10 protein-coding genes and 1 pseudogene are annotated in these 18,638 nt (G+C 64.5%); 1 reads left to right on the top strand and 10 read right to left on the bottom strand.

Features of this window, described 5'->3' with window-relative positions; genetic code table 11:
• Positions 1-314: 314 nt before the first annotated feature.
• From NMB96_RS12015 to NMB96_RS11990, 6 genes are all read right to left on the bottom strand, one after another.
• Positions 315-1,712, bottom strand: a complete 1,398-nt coding sequence (locus NMB96_RS12015; protein ID WP_255084935.1) for a sigma-54-dependent transcriptional regulator — start codon at positions 1,710-1,712, stop codon at positions 315-317.
• A 154-nt stretch (positions 1,713-1,866) separates the two neighbouring features.
• Positions 1,867-4,308 (bottom strand): ADOP family duplicated permease, encoded by a 2,442-nt coding sequence (locus tag NMB96_RS12010; RefSeq protein ID WP_255084934.1) that lies wholly within the window; start codon positions 4,306-4,308, stop codon positions 1,867-1,869.
• The gene (locus NMB96_RS12005; RefSeq protein WP_023902969.1) at positions 4,308-5,075 is read right to left on the bottom strand and encodes an ABC transporter ATP-binding protein; all 768 of its coding nucleotides are present in this window, start codon (positions 5,073-5,075) and stop codon (positions 4,308-4,310) included. The genes NMB96_RS12010 and NMB96_RS12005 overlap by 1 nt, the downstream gene beginning before the upstream one ends.
• A gap of 17 nt (positions 5,076-5,092) precedes the next feature.
• The gene (locus NMB96_RS12000) at positions 5,093-6,343 is read right to left on the bottom strand and encodes an efflux RND transporter periplasmic adaptor subunit (protein WP_255084933.1); all 1,251 of its coding nucleotides are present in this window, start codon (positions 6,341-6,343) and stop codon (positions 5,093-5,095) included.
• 373 nt (positions 6,344-6,716) lie between these two features.
• Positions 6,717-7,664: a glycerophosphodiester phosphodiesterase family protein gene (locus NMB96_RS11995; RefSeq protein WP_023902967.1), complete on the bottom strand. Its 948-nt coding sequence runs from the start codon at positions 7,662-7,664 to the stop codon at positions 6,717-6,719.
• A gap of 157 nt (positions 7,665-7,821) precedes the next feature.
• Positions 7,822-10,515 (bottom strand): TonB-dependent receptor, encoded by a 2,694-nt coding sequence (locus NMB96_RS11990; protein ID WP_255086958.1) that lies wholly within the window; start codon positions 10,513-10,515, stop codon positions 7,822-7,824.
• 49 nt (positions 10,516-10,564) lie between these two features.
• Here NMB96_RS11990 and NMB96_RS11985 point away from each other — a divergent pair, with 49 nt between their 5' ends.
• Complete coding sequence (locus NMB96_RS11985; protein WP_225970168.1) at positions 10,565-10,816, top strand: hypothetical protein; 252 nt, start codon at positions 10,565-10,567, stop codon at positions 10,814-10,816.
• Here NMB96_RS11985 and NMB96_RS23535 read toward each other — a convergent pair.
• The 4 genes and pseudogenes from NMB96_RS23535 to NMB96_RS11970 all read right to left on the bottom strand — a co-directional run.
• Positions 10,722-10,938 (bottom strand): annotated as a pseudogene (locus NMB96_RS23535) (hypothetical protein); the annotation flags it as partial. The gene NMB96_RS11985 and the pseudogene NMB96_RS23535 sit on opposite strands and share 95 nt — an antisense overlap.
• A 214-nt stretch (positions 10,939-11,152) precedes the next feature.
• The gene (locus NMB96_RS11980; RefSeq protein ID WP_183086857.1) at positions 11,153-11,620 is read right to left on the bottom strand and encodes an REP-associated tyrosine transposase; all 468 of its coding nucleotides are present in this window, start codon (positions 11,618-11,620) and stop codon (positions 11,153-11,155) included.
• 153 nt (positions 11,621-11,773) lie between these two features.
• On the bottom strand, positions 11,774-16,675 hold the full coding sequence (locus NMB96_RS11975; protein WP_255086957.1) for an alpha-2-macroglobulin family protein: 4,902 nt from the start codon (positions 16,673-16,675) through the stop codon (positions 11,774-11,776).
• 899 nt (positions 16,676-17,574) lie between these two features.
• On the bottom strand, positions 17,575-18,546 hold the full coding sequence (locus NMB96_RS11970; RefSeq protein WP_043888992.1) for a nucleoside hydrolase: 972 nt from the start codon (positions 18,544-18,546) through the stop codon (positions 17,575-17,577).
• Between the last annotated feature and the right edge of the window lie 92 nt (positions 18,547-18,638).

The raw sequence follows: 18,638 nt of genomic DNA, 5'->3' as shown, positions 1-18,638 counted from the left end.
GCGAGTCGCGTTGCTCGTCCTGCAGCCGCTGCGCCAGCGCATTGAAGCGCGCGAACAGCGTGGCGTCGTCGCCCGGCACTGACACTGCGCGCACGCTGTAGTCGCCTTCGCGCAATGCATCCAGCAGGCCGCCGAGCGTGCGCTGCCGGTGCCCCTCGCGTTGCTGACGCAGCTGGATGATCGCTGCGGTCAACAGCACGACACAAGCCAGCAGAATGGCCGCTTCGGTCAGCGCTGGCGTACCAACCAACAGCACCACCGTCAATGCAAGCAAGGCCGGAAGCGCCGGCCACAGTTGCCGCCAGCGCGACGGCTCAGTCGGCATCATCGCTGCGCAATCCATGCTTGCCCAGGCGCCGGTAGAGACTTTGCCGGGTAATGCCGAGCTGGTCGGCGGTGCGTTGCAGATTGCCCTGTTGCTCGGCCAGCGCCTTGCGCAGCAGCAGCGCTTCGGCCTGCTCCAGGGTCATGCGCTCGGGCAATGCAGCGTCGTTGGCCGATGGCGCGCGCAGGCGCAACGCGTCGGCGCCCAGTACCGCGCCCTCGACCAGCAGGGCAGCACGCTCCATCGTATGTGCCAGTTCGCGCACGTTGCCCTGCCACGGATATCCGAGCAGTGCATGTTCGGCATCGCGTGCCAGCGTGGGCAGCGTGCGTCGGTAGCGGGTGCAGGCAGCGGCGAGATAGTGGCGGGCCAGCGGCAGAATATCGTCGCGGCGCTCGCGTAGCGGCGGCACGCGCAGCTGGAAGGTATTGAGGCGATACAGCAGATCCTGACGAAACCGCCCTGCAGCGACTTCGGCATCCAGATCGGCGTTGGTCGCGGCAACGATACGCACATCCACACGCTGCGTGCGCGACGAACCCACACGCTCGAACTCACCGTCTTCGATTGCCCGCAACAGCTTGGCCTGTTGCTCCAGCGGCAAGTTGCCGATTTCATCCAGAAACAGGGTGCCGCCATCGGCCAGTTCGAAGCGCCCGCTGCGGTCCTGGCGCGCATCGGTGAAGGCGCCACGCACGTGACCGAACAACTCGGACTCGAACAAGGTTGCGGCCAGGCCGCCGATATTGACCTTGATCAAAGGCTGCGTGCGTCGTGCAGACCATTGATGCAGCAACTGCGCTACCAGACTCTTGCCGGTGCCGTTCTCACCGAGTAGCAATACGCCGACGTCGCTGTCGGCAATGCGCATCAGGTCTTCCAGCAACCGCCGCATCACCGCCGACTCGGCGATGAAGCCGCCGGCCGCATCCTGCAGTTGCAGCGCCTGTGCGTCGCTAAGCCGACGCTCGCTGCGACGGCTGCGGTCCAGCGCGATGCGGCTCTCCAGCACACTCAACACGCGGGCGTTTTGCCAGGGCTTTTCGACAAAATCCACCGCGCCCTGCTGCATGGCGGTGACCGCCAGCCCGACGCTGGCCCAAGCGGTCATTGCGATCACCGGCAGGCCCGGCCACTGCGCGGCGATATGCGCGATCAAGGTCAGGCCCTCCTCGCCTGACGTGGTGTCGCGGGTGTAGTTCATATCCACCAGCACCGCCGCAAACGCATCGCCGCGCAGGCAGCCGAGCGCGATCTCGGGCGATTCGGCACCGACCATGCCATAGCCGGCACTCTTGAGCAGCAGGCGCATGGCCTCGCGCACATCCGGCTGGTCGTCGACGACCAGGATGCGCGGCGGTGCGGGGGATCGAGTGGCCTCGTTCATGCGCAGAGTCTAGCGGCGGTTGCCTGCGCTGCGGATAAGCACTGCCAGCGCACAGTAAGGATCGACCGCTGCAACGCGGTGGACGCAGCTGCGGCGACGCGATTCCGATCGCGTGCGACATGACCATCACGGCCACACTTACAGGCTCTCATCATCACTCCAGCCGCAGTGCCTGCATGGGAGAGACCCATGCCGCGCGCAACGCCGGCACCAGCGCCGCGAGCAGGCCGGTCACCGCCAGCGTGACCAGCACGCCGCCGATCGCCAGCGGGTCGGCCACGCGCACTTCGAACAGAAAACGCTGCAGCAGCCGCGACAACGCCATCGCGATGCCCAAGCCGATGGCCAGGCCCACGCCCAGCTGCAGGCTCGCCTCACGCAGCACTTGCCGCAGCAAGCGCGCCGGTGGCGCACCCAACGCTGCACGCACACCAAATTCATGCTGGCGCGCAGCCACCGCCACCGCCATGACGGCGTACAGCCCCACCACCGCCAGCAACAGCGCCAGCCCGGCAAACAGACCGACCAGCAGCAGGTTGAGTTTCTGCTGGCTGGTGGTCGAGGCCACCAGTGCCTGCATCGGCTGCAGGTCGGCGATGGGCTGTTGCGGGGCAACCTCGGCGATGGCGGCACGCAATGCCTGCTCGTCCACACGCTGCGACGCTGCCTGCGTGCGCACCGCATAGGTCAATGCACCGAAGCTGCGCAGGATCTGATACATCGGCTCGCTCATCTGCGCGAGCGGTTGATAGACGATGGGTGGCGGCGGCGCGGCCGGCCCTTCCTGACGCACATCGCCGACCACGCCGACCACGCGCATGGCCACGCGCTGGTTGTTGCCATCGTCTTCCAGCATCACGGTCTTGCCGATCGCATCGTCTTGCAGATAGCGGCGCGCAAACGCCGCACTGACCACACACACCTTCTCAGACCCGGCAACGTCGCCGGCAGCGATGGCACGTCCGGCAAGCAACGGGACCTGGAACACCTCCAGAAATCCGGCAGTGACCAGGCGGTATTGCACATTGAACAAGGGCATGTCCGCCACCGACACGCTCCAGCTCAACTGCGTGGTCGTCGGGGGATTGCTCGATACCCCGGCGAGTGCGATCCCCGGCATCCGTTGCACACGCTCGACGATGCGGCGCGCCTGCTCCACCGCGTCGTCCCCCGTGGCATAGCGCTGCTTGACCGGTGCCAGCGTAAAGATCGTGGCTGCGCGACTTTCGAAGCCCATCGGCACCTGCGACAACTGCTGCAACGAGCGCGCGAACAACGCCGCTCCCACTAACAGGACGACCGCCATCGCCACCTGCACCACCACCAACGCACGGCCGAGCCGCCCGGCTTGCAGACTCCATCCGGCGCGGCCACCGCCAACTAGTTCCAGCACAAGATTGCGCCTGCGGCTGCGCGCGATCCCGAGCGCGGCCGCAAGCACAGCAGTGCCCGCGCCGGCCAGTAGCGCAAACAGCACACTGCCGCCGGTGAGCTGCGCACTGTCTCCGCGCAACCACATCACCGGCACCCAACTAGCCAGCAGGCGCAGGCCGACCCAGGCCAGCACCACGCCCCCGATGCTGCCGATCACACCGATCAACAGACCCTCGGCCAAGGCCGGCAGACTCAGCCGTACCAGCGGTGCGCCAAGTGCTGCGCGCACCGCGCTGTCGTGGCTGCGCCCCAATGCGCGCAGCAACATCAAGCTGGTCAGATTGACGGCGGCAATCAACAACACGCAGGTCGCCGCCGCAAAGAACAACCACAGCGTGTTGCCGCTGTTGGAGGCGTACAGGCTGTCTTTCAGCGGCAAAGCATTCGGCGGCTCGCGCTGCAGTTGCTGCAACCACTGCTCGCTCATGTTGGGGCTGGCACGCAGCAAGCGAGTGATGGCTGCTGCGGTTTGTGCCGAGACCTGTTCCAGCCGCACGCCCGGTTGCATGCGTCCGACGATGATCTCGTTGGTCGACAGATTGGTGGTAGTCAGATCCGGTTGCATGGTCTGGATCAAATCGAACGGATCGGCCCAGGGAAACTGGGCCGGCAATACCCCGACCACTGGCACTGCGCGTCCTTCCACCTGCAGCAGGCTGCCAATGGCTGCCGCGTCGCCACCGAAATACCGTTGCCAGAACGCATTGCTGAGAATCACCGCCTGCGGGCCGCCGGGGCGATTTTCCTGTGCATCGAAGTTGCGCCCCAATGCCATCGGCACGCCGAGCGTCTGCAAAAAGCCGCGGTCGGCACTGATCGAACGCGCAACTTCGGCGGTGTCGCCACGGGCGATGTTGATCGGCAGCGGGAAGCCGCGCAGCATGCCAGTCGACGATAGCCCGGGCAGTTTTTGCAGCGGCGCGTAGTAACCGGGACCGGCGACATTGCGACCACTCTCCGAGGGCCGGCCCAGGGTCACCAGCCGATCGGCCTGCGGAAACGGCAACGGCGCCAGCAGCGCCTGATCCAGCAACGCGAACACGGTGGTGGTGGTCGCCACACCCAGTGCCAGCGTCAGCCCGGCCAGCAGCAGATAGCCCGGCCGACGTAACAGGCCGCGCCAGGATTGCCAGGCCTCGCGCCACAGCAGTGCCGGCGCCATCACGGCGACAGCTCCGCTGCCAACGTCGGCAGCAGCGTGTCCTGCTTGTGGCGCATGCGTTCGAAGGTGTCTTCGTCGACGATGCGGCCGTCGAGCATATGCACGATGCGCTGCGCGCGTCGGGCGAACGCGGGATCGTGCGTCACCATGCAGAGCGTGGTGCCGCTTTGATTCAATTGTTCGAGCAACTGCATCACCGCCTCGCCGTTGCGCGTATCGAGATTGCCGGTGGGCTCGTCGGCCAGCAGAATGGACGGATCGCCCACCAAGGCGCGCGCCACCGCCACTCGCTGCTGCTGGCCTCCGGACAATTGGCCGGGATAATGGCGCTGGCGGTGGTTCATGCCCACCAGCTCCAATACTTCGCGCACACGCTGGCGGATCTGCGCAGCGCTGATGCCATCGCGGTAGGTCAGTGGCAGGGCGACGTTTTCTTCGACAGTGAGATCTGCAATCAGGTTGAAGGCCTGGAAAATGAAGCCGATTGCCTCGTTACGCACGCCGGCACGCGCACGCGCGTTCAACTCGGCGACGTTGCGTCCATCGAGCAGATGCACGCCGCTGCTGGGCGCATCCAGCAATCCCAGGATCGACAGCAGCGTGGACTTGCCGCAGCCCGATGGCCCGGTGATCGCGACAAAGTCGCCGCGCGAGATGTCCAGGGCGATCTCGGCCAATGCGTGGGTTTCCACCTCGTCTGTATGAAATACCTTGCTCAGTCCTTGCAGCCGGATCAGCGGTAAGGCGGCAGCGTCGATGTGATGCATGAAAATCTCCTTGGGCACTAGCGTAAACGCAACCGCGGGGACTGCGCCCACTGGCTGGTATCGGAAAGGATGAGTTGATCGCCCGGCTGCAGCCCGGCACGCACTTCGATGCGGTCGCTGGCGGCGGCGCCGAAGCGCACCGGCACGCGCGTGGCAATGTCCTCGCCGGGGCGGATCACGAACAACGCTGCGGCGGCATTGGGCGCTGCCAACGCGGGCCGCGCGATGCTGACGACATCGTGCAGTGTGCCTAGACGAATACGCCCCTCGACCGACAGGTCCGGTCGCGCACCTGCCGGCAGTGGCTGCGCAAAGCCGACATCCACACTCACGCTACTGCTGCGCACCGCAGGATCGATCCGCAGCAGCGTTCCGGTGACCACCCCGTTGCGGGTATCCACACTCACCGGCAATTCCAGCAGCAGGTCCTTGGCCAGCACTTCAGGTACCTGCAGGCGTGCAAGCAATTGCTCGGGCCGCGCCACCCGCGCCAGCTTGGTACCGACCTCGACCTGCTGCCCAGGTTCGACATCGACTTGCTGCAAGATGCCGTCGATGCCGGCACGCACCTCCAGCGCGGCAACCTGCTGACGCGCGATCGCCAGACTGCTGGCCACTTCATCGCGGCGCGATTGTGCGGCACGCAGCTGCGCTGCCATGTTCTGGCGGAATGCGGCCACGCGTTTGTGCTCGATGTCCGCGCGGCCATGCTGTTGTTCTTCGGTGATCTGGCTCTCGCGCAGCTCGATTGCCGAGATCACCCCCGCCGTATGGCCGCGCTCGTAGGCCTGGGTCTTGACTTCGGCGATACGCCAGTCCGAGGTGGCGCGTGCTTCCAGTGCCTGCTGGTCGAGCAGTTGCGATGCTAGCGCGGTGCGCGCCGCAGCCACATCGGCCTCGGCACCCGCCAAGGCTGCCGCCGCTTTTTCCTGATTGGCCAGCAGCTCCGGATTGAGCATGCGCAGGATCACGGTGTCTGCCTGCACGCGGCTGCCGGCCTGCACCACCACTTGCTGCAAGGTGGCCGGTGCGCCTGCGGCAATCCAGCGCATGTCGCGCGGCACCAGCACACCGGTGGCCCGGATCTCACGCAGCATGTCGCCACGCTCGGCGGTACCGATCCACAAAGTGGCCCGCTCCACGCGTGGACTGGCACGGCCCAGACCAAGCACTGCAACGATGCCGATCAGCGCACAGGCAGTGCCGGCAAGCAGCGCCACGTGCAAACGGCGCAAACGAAAACGCGTGGGAGATTTGGCGATATCCATGCGCTAGTGGCAGCAGAACGCGTGCCAACCTGGCTCAGGTCGCAACCACTTGATTCGCAAAGAAAGCGCACCAAGCGTTCAAAACGCGCAACGTACGATACCGGACAACCACCGACCGAATCCGGACCATCGGTACTCAGATCCGGTGCTGCGGACAGCGCGTTGTCTCGGTCGTGCTGGGGCTCAATACAAACGCTGTCGTATTGCGTCTACCAGGCTGAAGCCAGCGTCACGCTCGGCAGCCTTTCATTCGAGGATGCATGCATCGATCGCACGACGTGCAGCCCACGGTCTACTGGCGATGCACCGTCTTTCGATCCATCAATTGCCAACTAGCTGACGCAATTCTCGCGCGTACCAGCGCTTGCGCAACTCAACGCTTTTCCAAACTCGCGCGATAGCGCAGCAGCGCTTCCGGCGCATCGGTCTGGATGATCGATACGCCATCGCGGTACAGGCGGCCCCACACCTTGTCCGGGTCGCGCTCGGCATCGGCGTCGCCGCCGTAACCGGCGATAAATCCTTCCCATAGCGAGTTGACCATCAGTCGCACGTTGTGCGCCTTGCTCACGGCGACCAATGCTGGTAACTGCGCTGCCGACATCTTGGGTAACTCGAACGCGGCCGGACGCGCGTTGCGCGTTTGCGCGGTGGCGATCGCGGCCAGGTCGGCATTGCCATGCGCGTTGATCAGGATCGGGAAGAAATACACCTTGTCGAACGGCAGCATCGCCGCCATTGGCGGTGTGGCAATGCCGGCTTCGGCCTTGACGATCACCTGGTGCTGCATGCCGGCGCGTGCGACCGCGTCGACCACCTGCACGTAGATCGCATCCTTGACGTCCAGATTGAGCAGGATATGGCCCTTGGACTTGGCCAGCATCTGATCGAGCGTGACCACGCGTTGATCGGTCAGCGGTGCCTGCGCGCCACCTTCGTCGCTGCGCAGGCGCAGCTTTTGCAGGTCAGCCAAGGTCAGCTCGGACAGTTTGCCGGTGCCATCGGTGGTGCGGTCCACGGTGGCGTCGTGCAGCATCACCAGGGTGCCGTCGGCGGCACGCCGCACATCGGTTTCCATCACATCGGCGCCGATGGCGATGCAGCGCTCAAGCGCGGCCAGCGAGTTTTCTGGTGCGGTGCCGTTGAAACCATGCTCCGGTGCCGGCGCGTGGCACCCGCGGTGGGCAACGACCAAGATGCCGCCGTTTGGATTGGTCAGCCGGGCCTGGATCGCGGCCACACCGGTGGGGGCTGCGCTTGCAGTGGTGGCGAGCGCCACGCACAGCATCGCCGCGAGGGCGGCAACAGAACGTAATGTCATCGAACAACTCCGCTTGAAGGGGATTAACAGAACGACTGCGCGTCCGTCGAGCGGGCGCAGCCAGCACACGGTGCGGCATCTACCACTCGCATACGTCGACTCCTACGCATCGACTGCGCCCAGCTGACGACCGCTCACCACGCGCCATTCGCCGTGCTTAAAACGTCGGCGTAAAACGCAGACCGAACCAATAGGTGGTGGGCACCGAGTAACTGTCCTTGAGCAGGTTCTGCCCGGGACCGGTCACGCTGGTGATGCGGCTGTGGGTGAGGTTGCTGACCTGACCGATCAGGCTGAGCTGTTTGCTGATCGCGTAGGTGGCAGTGAAATCCAGCTGCGAGCGCGGCGACCAGTACAGATCCTGCCAATCGATATTGCTGACGATGGCGCGCAAGGCCTTGCCCTGACGGTTGTAGGCCGCGCGTAACTCCAGACCGCCGGTGTTGTAGAACAGCGTGGCATTGGCGGTGTAGTCCGGCTGGCCAACCAGGTTGTCGAGCTTGCGCTCGCGCTGGGCCACGTTGCTGCCGCTGCCGACGCTGTACGGCACATCCAGGCTGCCATCGAGCACGGCGAAGTTCGCACTGAAGCCGACACCGCTCAGCCATGGCGCAATCGGCGCCAGGGTATTGACGATGCCGTTGAATTCCACCCCGCAGATGCGCGCCTTTGCAGCGTTGGCCGGCGTGCTGATCAGCGCGTTGGCGTAGGTGGTGCCGTCGAAGGTGAAGCTGTCGGTGCGCGAGAGCGTAAAGATCTCGTCCTGGATGCGCTTGTCGAACACTGCGGTGGAGGCGAACGCATCGAAATCGCCAGGCAAACGCCATTCCAGCGACAGATCCAGGTTATTGGACACGCGCGGCTTGATGTTCGGGTTGCCGATGGTGACGGTGACGCCTTGCGCATTCGGATTGCCAGCGTCGGCGGTGTTGACGAAGCCGATCGAGGTGCGTGCTGCATACGCATCGTACGGTGGGCGACCGAGCGTGCGGCTGGCACCGGCGCGCAGGTCGAGTGCGTCGGTGAGGTGGTAGGTCATGATCGCCGAGGGCAGCAGATAGTCGTAGTCCGCATTGGTCGGATTATCGACATACACATAGCGATTGGTGGCGGTGTCCAGCTGCCGCTGGCGGCCGACGGTATTGAGCTTGGTACTGTCGAAATGCAGGCCGCCCTGCACGTTGAAACGCTCGCTGCGATAGCTGACCAGGCCATAGCTGCCGAAGGTTTTTTCGGTATGGGTGAAGTTGTCCTGATTGCTGAAAGCCTGCTGGTCGGTGCTGTTGAACGCGCTCAGCGGCGTTGCAGCGAGCACGCGGTTGGCCTTGTCCGAATCGATGGTGATCAGGTTCAGGCCGGCATAGCGCATCGGCGCCCTGCCAGTGCCCGCCACATCGGCCAGGCCGAACGCCGGCGCGCTGGTGTTGGGCTGATACTCGACGCGATAAATGTCGTAAGACGGTTTGTCGGTGGTGTACGACACGCCGGCCGCAAAACCAATCCCTTGATCGCTTTCGCCCTGATTGAAGCCGTAATCGAGCCGGCCGGTGAGGATGCGATCGGCCGCGGTGCGCTTATAGTCCGGGCGCCAGTACGACAGGCTGTAATTGTCCAGGTTGTTGTAGGCCTGCGGCGATACTCCGAAGCGTTGATCGAAGCCGGAGGTGTCGTAGTTGAACGCGTAGTTGGGCGTGGCATTGATGGTCACGCCACTGCCGGTCTGGCCCACCGGCACCGGCGCGGCGCGGGTGATGCCGGTGGCGTACTTGATCATGCGGATCGGCTCGTCGTAGGTCGCATCCGACCACGCACCGCGTGCAGAAAACTGCTGCCGATCGGTGGGCCGCCAGATCGTGCCCAACTGCGCCACCTTGGTGCGCGTGGTGACGATCTGGTTGGAATAGCCCACCTCGATATCGCCACCGGGATAGCTGCCGGAGGTGGCGGTCTGATTGAACACCTGGCCACGGTTGCGCGGGTCGATAAGGACCTCGTTGCGCTGCATGTTGTCCTTGAAATAGTAGTAGCCGGCCGTTGCATAGGCTTCCAGCGCAGCACTGGGATGCACCTCGAACTTGCCGGTCACGCCGTAACGGTCGCGCTGATTCTGCACGTACCAATACTTGTCCTGCTGCGGCACCGCCCAGCCATTGCCGAGATTGGCGCCCGTCTGCAGCACGCCGTTGTTGTCGTAGAACCCGTAGTGCACCGTGTCGGTGGTCATATGGGTTTCGGTGTAGCTGCTCAGCGTCTGGTAGTTGGCCGACAGCGTGAAGCCGTATTGCTGCTCGCTACCGAAGGTGCGGCTGCCGGTCGCATTCAAGCGATAGCCCGGGTCGTCCTGATCGCGCGGCTTGCCGACATCGTTGGCGTGGCCGAGCGCCGCTTCAGCGCTGAAAAAGGGCTTACCGCCGTTTTCGAACGCGCTGCGCGTCTTGAGGTTGATCGCGCCGCCGGTGGCATTGGGATCCAGATCCGGCGTAAACGTCTTGACCACCTGCAGCTCGCTGACCATCGAGGCCGGCAGCAGATCCAACCGCACGCCACGGGTGATCGAGCCGAGCGTGCCGTTCGGCGTGCCGGGCGAGGCGATGGTCAAGCCATCGATGGTGACGTTGTTGTACGACGGGCCCAGGCCGCGCAAGACCGGCGTGGCCGCTTCGTCGCGCGGGTGCTCGTTGTCGGTCGCCGGCAACACTGACAAACCAGGCACACGGCGCAGCGCTTCGACGATGGTGCTGTCGGGCAGTGCGCGCACATCGGTGGCACTGATCACATCGGTGATATTGGTCGCTGCGCGCTTGCTTTCCACCGCGGCGGCATTGGCACGACGCACGCCGGTGACCTGCATGGCGTCGAGGGTTTGCACGCCGGGTTTGCTGTTGGGAGGTGCGTCGGCGTTGGTTACTTCGCCTTGTGCCGATGTTGCCGATGTTGCCGATGAAGGCGATGAAGGCGATGCAGCAGGATCTACGGAATCTGTAGATGCATCCAGCGACGATGGAGAACGTTGCTTTGCCGTTGCAACTTCAGCATCGGACGTGGTTGCCTCGTCAGTATTAGCCGTAGCTGTATCTCTCGGTGTAGGTGTAGGTGCAACTACACTCGCTGATGCGCTCGCGATCGTGGCCATAGCCGCAGAAGACGTTTGAACCGAGGCATCGGCCGGCATGGCTGCACGCTCGTTGGCGCATGCCTGCGAAGCTGGCGAACATGCCGCAATGGCCACGGCGAGAACGGACAAGTGCAAACGGTACGAATCGGAGCGCTGCATGGAATCCCGTAAGTCGCGCAGCAAGGACGCCGCGCCTGTGAGAAAGCACGCCACCGTAGCTAGTAAAAATGACCCTTGCGTGTCGCTTGCATCGCACTGAAAAGACACTGCGCAATGATGTCTCCATATGCGAAGCAGCGGTTTTGCTGGCGTAGGAGCGCGCTTGCGCGCGATGAGGCTTTCCCAGTGATGCCAATCGCGCGCAAGCGCGCTCCTACGGCAGCCAGATTGCATCCCAGAATGGATATTTGCCGATCCTTTCAACCAGTCCGGCGCGTAGCGGATTGGCGATAAGGTAGCGAGCCACGCTGCGCAGATCGTCTTCCTTGCGCAAGGCACGGTCGTGGTAGGCACGCGCCCAAACCGCCTCGCGCATCCCGCGTTGCCTGTTGACCGCACGCGTGCTGGCTGCCTTCATGCATGACACCGTTCGCGCCAGTGGCGTCACATCTCCCAACTCCACCAGCCAATGGACATGGTCCGGCATCAGTACCCAAGTAAGTAACGTGGCATCTTCCGGCAGCGCGGCGATGAATGCGCGGCACGCCGACGCGGCCAGCTGAAAATCGTCGAACACACGTCGCCGCTGGCAGGTTGTGACGGTGAGTAGATAGCAGCAATTTGCAAGCGAGCGCCGGCCACGACGTAGCGCACGATGTCCTGGTGAAATAGAGCTGAGCATCGATACATTCTGGCCCACCCATGCAAACGCTTGCATCGGAGTCGGACGCTCGGGTCGGTGAGAAAACTCCCGAAACGTAGGAGCGCGCTTGCGCGCGATGGGGCATTACCGGGAAAGCCTCATCGCGCGCGAGCGCGCTCCTACATTGATCTCCTACGGCTGCACCACCGTCATCGTTGCCGGCGTACTGCGCCCCACACCGCGCAACTCCGGGCGGTACATGTCTTCCACCAACGATGGCGGCACCGTGTAGGTGCCCGGCGTGACCGCACGCACCAGGTAATACAGCTGCGCCTTGCTGCCCGAGGACAGCGACAGCGCAGCCACATAACGGTCGTCGCGGAACTCTTCGTGTTTGACGTCGGCGGCGCTGGAACGCTCGCTGATGCCGATGCCATCTACCACCACATCGGCCCACTGTTTGGCATCGCCGAGATTGAAGTTCTCGATTTCCAGGCCGGCCGGCAACAGGTCGGTGAGCAACGCGTCCGGCATGCTGCTGTTGGCGGTGATGACCACCCGCACGATCAACGCTTCGCCTTCTTTCAGCGGACGCGGCGTCCACGGTTTGCCGTCGGTGGTGTACCAGCTGCGCTCCACGCTGAGGTTGCGCGTGTCCGGCTCCGGTGCGCTGCGCGGAATGCCGGCCACTTCCAGGCTGGCATACATCGGTGCTTCGCCCTGCGGTGCGAACTGCACACCGCGCGCCAAGGCGGCGCTATCGAAACTACGCCCGAACAAACGGGCCGGCGCAATCTCCTGCACCTCGCCGCCCACTGTCAGCGTGCCGGAGACCTGCTTGCCCTGCCCGACCATCAAGGCCTTGCCCAAGCGCGCAAGCGCCACCTGCTCCTGCGTGCTCAGCCACAGCCAGCCGGTGGCGCGACGTGCATCCAGCGCGCGACCCAACGCAACCGCACGGGTGTCGTACTCGGGCTTGGACAAGCCACGCTCGTGCAGCAGCGCCATCATCAACGCATCGTCGCGGATCGCACTGCCGTAATCGGCGAAGTATAGCGGACGCTCGCTGCTGTCTTTGGCGAACCCTGCCTTGATCGCCGCCTCGCCGCGCTTGGTATCGCCCTGCAGCGACAACGCCGCACCCAGATGCACCAGCGACAAACCGGTCAGTGCCTTGTCGCGCTGGTTGTCGTACAGCGCGCGCAGCGTGCCGAGTGGGGCGCGGTTGACGCGTGCCAGCACGTACCCCGACCAGGCCTGATTGGCGAACTTCAGGCTATCGCGGCGATCCTGCCCGTAGAACTCATTGCCACCGGACAGCAGATCTTCGCTGAGCCGATTGAGCGCTTTCTGCAGCACGTTGTCGGGCACTGCAAATCCGGCGTCCTTGGCGTCGAGCAGGAACTCGGCGATGTAAGGCGTCAGGCCCGGATTGACGTAGCCGTCGTCGCCCCACATCGAAAAATGCCCGCTGGCGATCTGCATCGAGGCCAGGCGACCGAACGCGCCTTCCATGCGCTCGCGGCGCGTGGCCGCATCCAGCCCCTTGGTGCCGAGCGCCTTGGCAGTGGCATCGTCGAGCAGCAGCGCCGCATAGCCCTTGCTGGTGGTCTGCTCGGCGCAGCCGTACGGATACTCCAACGCCCCTTGCAAGGCGCTGGCGAACGGAATCGGCGGCAACGGGCTGACCACCATGCGCGCAGTGACCGAGCCGGCCATCAGGCCATCGGCAAAGCCGCTGTCCAGGGTGATCGGCGCCAGCGGATCGAGCACGCGCGTCTGCGCACGCAACACCTGCGGCCAACCGGCACGCACCGGCAGGTCGTAGCTGCGGTCGGCCTTGAAGCCATTGCCGTCCACACGCACGCGCACCTTGGCCACGCTATAGCCTTCGGTAGCGCTCAACGGGAAGCTCAGTGTCTGCTTGGCATCCACACCGAGCTTGACGCTGCGCGACGCCTCGGCAATGGCCAGTGGGCCAACACCCTCTACGCGCACATTGAACTCGCCCGGCTTGCCGGTGAAGTTCTGCACATCCAGCGTCACCGTGCTGCGGTCGCCCGGCGCCATCACGCGCGGCATGCTGGCCTCGGCCAGGATCGGCGCACGCACTACGGTTTCCATATCGTGATTACCGTAACGCGTGTCCGAATACACCAACGCCGAGACGCGCAGCGTGCCGTTGAAATCCGGTACCGGCAGTTGCACGCGCGCATTGCCCTTGGCATCGAGTTTTACCGAGCCGGAAAACAGGTCCACGGTCTGCACGCGCGCGGTCGGGCGCTTGGCTTGCGGCAAGGCTTCCAGGGCCATGTCGCCGCCGAACTTGAGCTTGCCGCTGGCGCCTTCGAAACTTTCGATCACCCGCCCATAGATATCGTAAGAATCGGTGCCCAACCGGCGCTGCGCGAAGAACTGCGCGTTGGCATCGGGCACCGGGAAGCGGGTGATGTTGAGGATGCCCACGTCCACTGCAGAGATGGTCACGTGCGCAGCCTTGCCGGCCAACTCCGGCACGCTCACCGTCACCGGCAACGCCTGCTCGGGGCGCATCTGCTTAGGCGCAGCCAAGCCCACCGCCACACGCCGTGTCTTGCGATCCATCGGCACAAATGCCACACCCACCGCGCGCGCCGGGGTGATCTTGCTCGGCGCACTACCACCGCGGAATACCAACGCGGTGACGTACACATCGTGGCGCTCCCAGCCTTCCGTCACCGGGATTTCGAAGGTGCTGCCCGGCTTGACGTCGATGTCCCGCACGTACAGCAGCTTGTCGCTTTCCACCAACAGCACGCCCTTGCCGGCATGCGGCGGGGTCAGCGTCACCTTGAGCGTATCGCCGGCGCGGTAGCCGGTCTTGTCCAGCGCCAGCTTGACCTTGTCCGGGCGCGCATCCAGGCCGCGGTTTTCGTCGTTCCAGCTCCAGCCGGCGCGGAACGGGTAGCGCGTGGTCAGGCCGGTGACCGGGTCGAACACGTCCAGGCGGTACTCGCCCCACTCCACCGGGACATCGAGCTTGGCATTGCCGCTGCCGATGTCGAGCGTGCGCGTGTCCTTGTTCTCGAAGCGGCGGGTGAAGTCGTAATCCCAATGGTCGTCGGTGTAGTTCCAGTGGTAGTCGCGCAGCTCGCGCACCAGCGTGGCCTTCAGGCCCTTGGCCGGTTGCGGTTTGCCATCGGCATCCACGCGGGTGATTTCGAAGCGCGCAGTGCCATTCGCATCGGTGCCGTCCTTGTCGTCAAACAAGGGGCGTACGCCAACCAGCGCCTTGGCCGGCCACAACACGCGCTTGACGGTGCGGGTGACGGTGCGCCCGCCGGTCTCGTACACGCTGCCGGACACCACCGCGGCGATTGTGCTGACCGGCTTGGCTTCGGCGGGCAGCGCGATGTCTTCGCGCAAGACGCCGTCGCTGCCGAACTCGGTATCGATCACGTCCTTGGCTTCGCGCGGCAGCTCCAAGGTGGGGTCACCGAAGAACCAGCCCGGCAACGACTCCAGCGGATGCTGTTCGACGCTGACCGCGAGCTTGGCGGTGAAGCGGTTGCCATCGGCCGGCGCGCCATACAGGTACGCGGCATTGGCGACCAGCCTGAACGGCTGGCCGGCACTCAAGGTCTTTTGCGCGGCATCCAGATCCAGCTTCATGCGCTCGGGCAAGAACTCTTCCACGCGCACGGTCATGCCCTGCACGGCGTCCTTGCTGGCCGGATCGGTGCGGAATTCCACCTGCCAGCGCCCGGTCGGCGCATCGGCGGGAATCTGCTGGGTGAACTCGAAATAGCCCTGCTCGCCGGGCTGCAGCTTGGTCTCGCGGAAGGTCTTGCCGTCCGGCTGCTTGAGGCGCAGGAACACTGGCTGCGGCTTGGTCGGCTTGCCGTCGTTATCGCGCAGGATCGCCGACACGCGCATGGTCTCGCCGGGGCGATACAGGTCGCGGCCGGCCCAGGCGAACACATCGAACCAGGCACTCTGCCGCCCGGCCACCGCAAATTCGCTCAGATCCAGCGCCGGCTGGTTGAACGGCAGCACCGAGATATCGGTCTTGCTGCGCGCCGTCAGCACGTGGCCGGCATCGAGCGTGTAGTTGAGCAACGCATTGCCGTTACCGTCGGTGGCGCCCTTGAGGAACAGTTCGCCCTTGGCATCTAGGACGCGCAGTTCCACATTCTTGATCGGCTCACCGCTCTGCAGCGAGGCGGTGTGCACGAACAGCTTGTCCTTGTAGGCGCGCGTATGCAGGCCGATGTCGCTGACGGTGAAGAACGCGGTGTCGAAACCATTGTCGAAACTGCCGGCGCGCTTCATCACCGCGAAGTACAGGCCCGGCTCCTGCAGTTCTTTGATGTCCTGCGTGGGCAGGTAGGTCAGCACACGCTCGTTCTGCTTGCCGCCAAGAATGAAACGATTGACGTAGACCGGGTCGGCCAGCTTGGACAACGGCTCCTTGTCGCTGTAGTCGCTCTCCAGCTCCCAGCTGCCGCGACGACCGCCGCGCTGAAACTGCTGAAAGAACGCCGGCAGCGATTTCTCGCGCACGCGCAAAAATTCAACGTCCACCTCAGGCACGTTGACTGACACCACCGGCAGACCACGGCTCTCGCGCGCAGGCAGTACGCTGCCTTGCGAAGCGAACCCGGCAACAGGCTTCAGCTCGCCGGTATAGACCTTCTGCTTGAGCGGCTTGCCCAGGCGGCTGCCATCGGCGGCCAGCAGGTTGGCATCGACCAGTACGGTGTAGTCCTTGGCCGCTTCCACGTACGGGTAGCGCAGCGTCTTGCCGTCGTCGGACAGCGACCAGCTGCTGTCGCCGGTGCCGACCTTTTCCTCGAAGCGCACCAGCGCATCGAAATCCTGCGTGCCGACCAGCGGCCGCGAGAATTCCAGCGCCAGCGACAAGCCGTCGCTGGTCTGGTCGGGATAGGCACGTGCCAGCGCAAAGCCGGTAATCGCCTGCTTGTCGGCCTTGATCGCCTCGCCGCTGGCGGCGGGCAATTGGCCGCTTTCGTTGCGCTTGCACGCCACCCCGCCGATCGCCACGGTCAGCAGCACCACCCACAGCAACATGCGCCGCGTGCCCGACCACTTCATCCCTGATTGCTGGCTGTCCATTCGTGCTACCCCATGACTGAGGACGCAAGTATAGCGATGCCGTTCACGTCACTGATGGCGGCGATGGGGGCGAGGCATGGACTTACCGATGGGCGGCGATCATGCGCCGCTAGGCGAGCGTTGCGATGGCACCGGCGCGCCCGACCTGCGGACGCAGTGGTTTTGTTGGTCGCATCTCTTTGGATGCAGTCAAAAGTCCAAAGCAAAAAGCCTAGTCGGTCGAGGGCGCGGTGCCCTCACCGCTCGCGGGACACGCCGTGAATCCGTCCGTGGAGGCTCAGTGGCGGCATCCATGCCGCCACATGGTCCCGCAATCGGCGAGGACACCGCACCAGAGAGTTGATGGGTTGCGTTGTTGAAAACATGCACGCCGACCATCTCCACTGGTCCTTGCCCGCCCACCCTCGCGGGACCTTACGCGGCATGGATGCCGCGTAAGAGCCTACACGGACGTACTTGCGGCGTGTCCCGCGACGGTGGGCGGGCAAGGGCCCTGCAACCAAACCGCAGATCAGCCGCTCTACGACTGATCTATCCGCGCTGAGCAATCACTTCGACACACTGAGACTTGAGTCGTAGCGCCGTTTAGATGCAGTCAGAAGCTCAGGTAAGAAACCTTGTCGGTCGAGTGTACGGTGCCCTCACCGCACAAGAGAATTCGTCGGTTGCTTTTGTTGAAGCTACGCAGACCGACCATCTCCACTGGTCCTTGCCCGCTCACCGTCGCGGGACCTTACGCGGCATGGATGCCGCGTAAGAGCCTACATGGACGTACTTGCGGCGTGTCCCGCGATGGTGGGCGGGCAAGGGCCCTGCAGCCAAGTCGCAGCTCAGCGGCCCTGCAAAGGACCGATGTGAAGTCGCTCTGTTCGCCGCTCTTAGGGCAACTGCAACAACGTACGCATGTACATGTCGATCAACGCCGGCTTGTCCGCACGCAGGCAGGCCTGCACGTTCGGTAAGCCAGCGCCTTCGCGGGTGTACCCCTGCGCATCGACGTCCAGATGCAGCGGCGTGGTCGGGCACAGCGCGGGGCGCAGCAGCCAGGCCACCGGCACAGCGTCGAACAAGGTAGGCGTGGCGCTGGCCCAGGGCTGGTCGGTATTGCGCCACTGGTAGTACAGCTGAGTGAGCGCATCGGTGAGCCCATCGCCATGTGCAAACAAGGCGATGCGCTCGGGTTCTTCCAGCGTGATCTGGGTGGCGTCCAAGGGCAGCAACACGATCGGCACGCCTGCCGCGAACACCCGCTGCGCTGCCGGCACATCGGAGAGGATGTTGTACTCCGGTGCCGGCGCACTGGCCGGCCGATACGCCGACTTGCCATAGCCAACGCGTACCGAGCCGCCCATCGCCACGATGCGCTTGAGCTTGGCAAAGCCGGCCGGGTCGCGCTGCTGCGCCAATGCGGCGTCGGTCATCGGCCCCAACACCAGCAAGGTCACCTGACCGGGATGCTGGCGCGCCTGCTGCAGGATCATCTGCGCCGCATCCGGCAGCTTGCCTGGCAGCTGTCCCTTGGCCGCCCAACGCGCCTGGCTGAAGGCAATAGTGCTGGTGGTGCGTGCGCCCACCGCCAACGGAATCTCGCTCCGCCCGGCCTGCTGCAACAGGCGCTGCAACAACTGTGCACGCAAACTGGTATCGCCCCAGGCCGATGCGATGCCCAGCACGCGCAACTGCGGGCTACGCAACAACAGCCCCAACGCAAACGCATCGTCGATGTCGTCGCCGATATCGGTGGAGACCACCAGCAACTCGGTGGACGTAGCCGTTGGCACCGCTTGCGTTGCACCCGCGGCAGGCGTCTGCGCCCACGCCACTGCCGACGCACACCACAGCCCCAGCATCCACCACGCGTTACGCCATATCCGCTGCATGTATCTCCTCCTGCCGCCAAAAAAAACCGCCGGCATCATAGCCGGCGGTTCGAGAGTGCTAC

It is taken from the genome of Xanthomonas hortorum, from assembly GCF_024339125.1.
Lineage (GTDB): Bacteria > Pseudomonadota > Gammaproteobacteria > Xanthomonadales > Xanthomonadaceae > Xanthomonas > Xanthomonas hortorum.
This window is presented reverse-complemented; position numbering and strand designations above follow the sequence as displayed.